We start from the raw sequence: 5,008 nt of genomic DNA on the forward strand, positions 1-5,008 counted from the left end.
AGCCAAATGCGTCATGTGCGCGCTGGGTATCGGCCATCGTGCGCACCATGTCACCCGGCTGCATCGGCTTGTAGACCTTCTGCGCGGGGCGACCGGCGGCCTGCTCGATCACGCCGATGAAGCGCTCCAGCTCGACCGGCGTGTGGTTGCCGAGGTTGAACACCCGGTGCGGCACCGGACCATCAGCCGGATGCGCGAGGGCGCCGAGAATACCGGCCACGATGTCGGAGACATGTGTGAAATCGCGCTGCATGCGGCCTTCGTTGAACACATCGATCGAACGACCGGCCAGCACCGCGCGCGAGAACAGCAGCGGCGCCATGTCCGGCCGGCCCCACGGGCCATACACGGTGAAGAAGCGCAGGCCGGTGGCACGCAGGCCATACAGCTGTGCGTAGGTGTAGGCCATCAGTTCATTGGCGGCCTTGGTGGCGGCGTACAGCGAGCGCGGCTGGTCCACGCGCTGGTCTTCGGAAAACGGCGGCGTGGCCGAATCGCCGTACACCGAACTGCTGGACGCATACACCAGATGCTGCACGCCACGATGGCGGCACAGCTCGAGCATGTTGACGAAGCCGACCAGGTTGCTGTCGACGTAGGCGTGCGGGTTTTCCAGCGAATAGCGCACGCCGGCCTGCGCGGCCAAGTGGATCACCGCAGTCGGCTGTACTTCCTCGAACAGCGCGGCCAGGCCGTCGCGGTCGGTCAGGTCCAGCGTGCGCAGATCCAGCGTCGGGCACAGTGCGGCCACGCGGTCGCGCTTGATCTGTGGGTCGTAGTAATCGTTGAAGTTGTCCAGGCCGACCACCGACTGGCCCGCATCAAGCAGGGCACGAGCGGTGTAGGCACCGATGAAGCCGGCTGCGCCGGTGAGCAGGATGGTCATTGCGGTGAGCCTGGAATTCAACGGTCAATTCAGTAGTGATGGCGTCTGATGGTACGCGCAGGGCCTAGAACAGGCCGAAACGCTTCTTGGCCACATTGGTGCGCCCCGGCTGGATGACATCCTGGATGTTCTTCGCATCGAAGCGATCCAGCAGGGTTTCCGAGTCCTTTTTCAGCTTCAGGTCCATCTCTTCCGGGTACAGCGGCACGATCGCCATGAACTCGATGGTGGTGCCGTCTTCCAGCGCCAGCGTGCCGAAGTCGTCCGGGGTCGTGACCGGCGGCAGCACGATGGCGCCATCGAACCCCACGCCCGGTGCATAGGGCTCGGACGGATGGCCGTTGGGAATGGTGTGACCGAAGCCCAGCCAGGTGTCGTACTCGTGCGGCAGCCGCGCCAGGGTCTTCAGCAGGCGCACCGGCCAATAGTTGCGCTCATCCTCGAAGGCATCTTGGGTGATCGGCCAATCCGCTGGCAGGGTCACCATCAGTTCCATGTGCCGGGGGGCGTCCACCTCGTCGGGCACGGCCATCGGCAGATCGCTCATGCCCGAGGTCACCAGCCGCAGGTACGGGCACTCGTCGGTGGCGGGCACCACATGCACGTCGATGTGCACGATATCGGAGATGATTTCATGGAAGACCCCGGAGATCGGGCCAAGATGGCGCTCGATGTGCGCGCTGATCTCCTCGATGTGCGACTCCCCCTGGGCCGGGGTGAAGTCCTTCTCGCGGCTGTGCACGAGGATCGGGCTGCCGCCCGGGCTGACGTCGTCTACTTCAATGGTCATGTCCTGCTCCCTGGATGAGCCACGGGGCGGAGCGGCCCACCTGCGGTGGACGACGCGGCCTCCGGCACGCGCGGCGGTGCGTTCCCTGCAATCGACGGCACACGGCAGGAACAGGCCGTGCGCCCATGAAGATGCGCCGGGGTCAGCCCTGGCGCGTGCGCAGCCGCTCCAGCACGCCATCGAGCGTGTCCAGGTTGGCGTAATGGATGATCAGCTTGCCCTTGCCGCCGCGGCCATGGTTGATCGCAACGGAAGTCCCCAGCACTTCGGACAGCTCGGTTTCCAGCGAGGCGATGTCGGCCTGCTGCACCTTGGCCACCGGCTGGGGACGGTTGCTCGGCACCTTGCCGGCGGCAAACGCCTGCGCGCGGCGCTCGACCTCGCGCACCGACCAGCCTTCGTCGGCCGCTTCCTGGGCCAGCTTGCTGGCCAGTTCCGGGGCCAGCGTCAGCAGCGCGCGGGCGTGCCCCATCTCCAGCCGACGCGTTTCCAGCAGCAGGCGGATGGCGATCGGCAGCTCCAGCAGGCGCAGCAGGTTGGACACCGCCGCGCGCGAGCGGCCGACGGCCTCGGCGGCCTCGGCATGGGTCAGGGTGAATTCGCTGATGAGGCGCTGCAGCGCTTCGGCTTCTTCCAGCGGGTTGAGGTCTTCGCGCTGGATGTTCTCGATCAGCGCCATCGCGATGACGGTGCGGTCTTCCAGCTCACGCACCACCACCGGCACTTCGTCCAGGCCGGCCAGCTGCGAGGCGCGCCAGCGACGTTCACCGGCGACGATCTCGAAGTTGCCTGCCGGCAGCTGGCGCACCAGGATCGGCTGGATCACGCCCTGCGACTTGATCGAGTCGGCCAGTTCGGACAGCTTGCCCTGGTCCATCTCGCGACGCGGCTGGTACTTGCCCGGCTGCAGCTGGCCTACCGGCAGCTTGCGCAGCACTTCACCGGGCAGCGGCTCGATCACCGCCGTACTGGCCTGCACCTGGCTGACCGCGCCCTTCGGACCGAGCAGTGCGTCCAGGCCGCGGCCGAGGCCTCGCTTCTTGGCTGCAGGCTTGCTGCTGGTCATCAGACGGTCTCCACGGCCTTGGTGGCCTTGTTGCGTTCGTTATTGCGACGGATGATCTCGCCGGCCAGGCCGAGGTAGGCCACGCCGCCGCGCGAAGCACGATCGTAGCCGACGATGCTCTGGCCATGGCTGGGCGCCTCGGCCAGGCGTACGTTGCGCGGCACGATGGTGCGGAACACCCGGTCGCCGAAGTGYYCGGTGAGCTCGGCCGACACSGCATTGGCCAGGTTGTTGCGCACGTCGAACATGGTGCGCAGCACGCCTTCGATCTCCAGCGCCGGGTTGAGGTTGGCACGCAGCGCTTCGATGGTTTCCACCAGCGCGCTCAGGCCTTCCAGTGCGTAGTACTCGCACTGCATCGGCACGATCACCGAATCGGCGGCGGCCAGTGCGTTGAGGGTCAGCAGCGAGAGCGCCGGCGGGCAGTCGATCAGGATGTAGTCGTACTCATCGCGGATCGGTGCCAGCGCGCGCTTCAGGCGCTGCTCGCGCTCGCTCTGCGCCATCAGCTGGATCTCGGCCGCGGTCAGGTCGATGTTGCCCGGCAGCAGGTCGTAGCCTTCGGCGGTCTGCACGCGCACGTCGGCGGCGCTGGACTCGCCCAGCAGCAGGTCGTAGGTGGAGGAGACCAGCTCGCGCTTGTCCACGCCACTGCCCATGGTCGCGTTGCCCTGGGAATCCAGGTCGACCAACAGCACGCGCTTGGGTGCGTTGGCCAGGGAAGCGGCCAGGTTGACGGCGGTCGTGGTCTTGCCGACGCCACCCTTCTGGTTGGCGATGGCGATGATGCGGGCCATGCGGGTGTGCCTCGTCGACGTGTGCTGGGACCGGTCATTATGCGTACAACCGGGCCCGTGCGGAAATCGTGGATCGCCAACCGCTTGTTCCACAAGGGGCGGGCGGCGGGGTTCAGGGACCTGTGACGGTGACCAGATGGCGTTCACCGGCCAGGCCGGGCACGCTCAGCGCGACCACCTCGCGCACCTGCCAACCGGCCGGCAGCGCTGCGATCTCCTCATGCGGGTAGACGCCTTTCATGGCCAGCAACACGCCGCCGGGGCGCAGCAGGTGGCCACCGACGCGGACGATGCCGGCCAGGGTGTCCATCGCGCGCGCGGTCAGCTGGTCGTAGCTGCCCGGCTCGGCCAGCGCTTCGGCGCGCGATTCGGCCACGCGGGCATTGCCCAGGCCCAGCTGGCGCACGGCCTCGCGCATGAAGCGGGCCTTCTTGCCGTTGCTTTCCACCAGGGTGACCTGCAGGCCCGGGCAGGCGATCGCCAGCGGGATGCCCGGCAACCCGGGGCCGGTACCGAGGTCGGCCAGGCTGCCATCGGCCACGAACGGCTGCATCGCCAGCGAATCGAGCAGATGGCGGGTGACCATTTCCTGCGGATCGCGGATGGCGGTGAGGTTGTAGGTGCCGTTCCAGCGGTGCAGCAGCGCCAGGTAGCGCAGCAGCGGCGGGGCCAGCTCGGCGGCCAGGCCCATGCTGGCCAGGCCCTGCTGCAGCGTGTTCGCTACGCCGGCGGGAAGATCGTGTTCGCTCATGCCGGCATTATCGCCGGTTTTCGCCGTTGATTCGCCGATTCACTGCGGATACCAGGCCAATGCGGCGCGGAATTGTCCGCTGGCCTGCCATTCGTGCAGGTGCCAGCGCGCGGCCTCGCCCAACTCCGGGTCGCACCAGCGCAGGTGCAGGGCGCCATCGTCGGCCGGGGCCAGCTGCAGGCGGTGCAGGCCGAAGGAAATGCCCTGCCCGTGCGCCTTCAGCATCGCTTCCTTGGCACACCAGACGCGGAAGAACCAATGTTCGCGGTCGGCCTCGTCCAGGCCCTGCAGCCAGGCCACTTCGTCGGGATGGAAGAAGCGCTGGATGATTTCCAGCATGCGCGGGCGCGGGCGCAGCAGTTCCAGGTCCACGCCCAGCCGCACGCCCTCGCCCAGCGCTACCAGCAGCACCTCGCCGCTGTGGCTCCAGCCGGTGCCGTAGTGGGCGAGCGCGCCGCTCAGTTCCGGCCGGCCCTTGTCGTCGCGCACCAGCGGCAGCGCATCCGGCTCGCCGCCCAAGGCCTGTGCCAGCACCTGCCGGGCCTGCGGCTCACCGCGCTGGCCGGGGACGTGCGGGCAGCGCCAGACGGTAACCGGACCAAACCGCCAGGGGCCCTCAAGGGTGGCTGGCAGGCTCATCCGCACGCGCCCGTCACAGGATTGCACAGCGGGTTCACGGCATTGCGCGTCAACTGGACGCGGTTATCCACCGGAGAGT

6 protein-coding genes are annotated in these 5,008 nt (G+C 67.8%); all 6 read right to left on the bottom strand.

The features are described 5' to 3' along the window. On the bottom strand, nt 1-886 hold an 886-nt coding region (locus AC1VAN_RS10970; RefSeq protein WP_480985800.1), incomplete at its 3' end, for an NAD-dependent epimerase/dehydratase family protein. Nucleotides 887-950: 64 nt separating this feature from the next. Next, nucleotides 951-1,676 carry a suppressor of fused domain protein gene (locus tag AC1VAN_RS10975; protein ID WP_032976777.1) on the bottom strand — a complete coding sequence of 242 codons (726 nt, stop codon included), beginning with the start codon at nt 1,674-1,676 and terminating at the stop codon, nt 951-953. 142 nt (nt 1,677-1,818) lie between these two features. Further along, a complete protein-coding gene (locus AC1VAN_RS10980; RefSeq protein WP_025878789.1) occupies nt 1,819-2,742 on the bottom strand; it encodes a ParB/RepB/Spo0J family partition protein in 924 nt (307 codons plus the stop codon). Then, nucleotides 2,742-3,539 carry a ParA family protein gene (locus tag AC1VAN_RS10985; RefSeq protein WP_480985801.1) on the bottom strand — a complete coding sequence of 266 codons (798 nt, stop codon included), beginning with the start codon at nt 3,537-3,539 and terminating at the stop codon, nt 2,742-2,744. Before AC1VAN_RS10985 ends, AC1VAN_RS10980 begins: the two co-directional genes overlap by 1 nt. A gap of 112 nt (nt 3,540-3,651) precedes the next feature. After that, the gene (rsmG, locus tag AC1VAN_RS10990; RefSeq protein ID WP_313116459.1) at nt 3,652-4,290 is read right to left on the bottom strand and encodes a 16S rRNA (guanine(527)-N(7))-methyltransferase RsmG; all 639 of its coding nucleotides are present in this window, start codon (nt 4,288-4,290) and stop codon (nt 3,652-3,654) included. Nucleotides 4,291-4,329: 39 nt separating this feature from the next. Next, complete coding sequence (locus AC1VAN_RS10995) at nt 4,330-4,929, bottom strand: 4'-phosphopantetheinyl transferase family protein (protein WP_032976775.1); 600 nt, start codon at nt 4,927-4,929, stop codon at nt 4,330-4,332. Nucleotides 4,930-5,008 lie beyond the last annotated feature (79 nt).

The organism is Stenotrophomonas sp. 05L44_2, assembly GCF_056665995.1.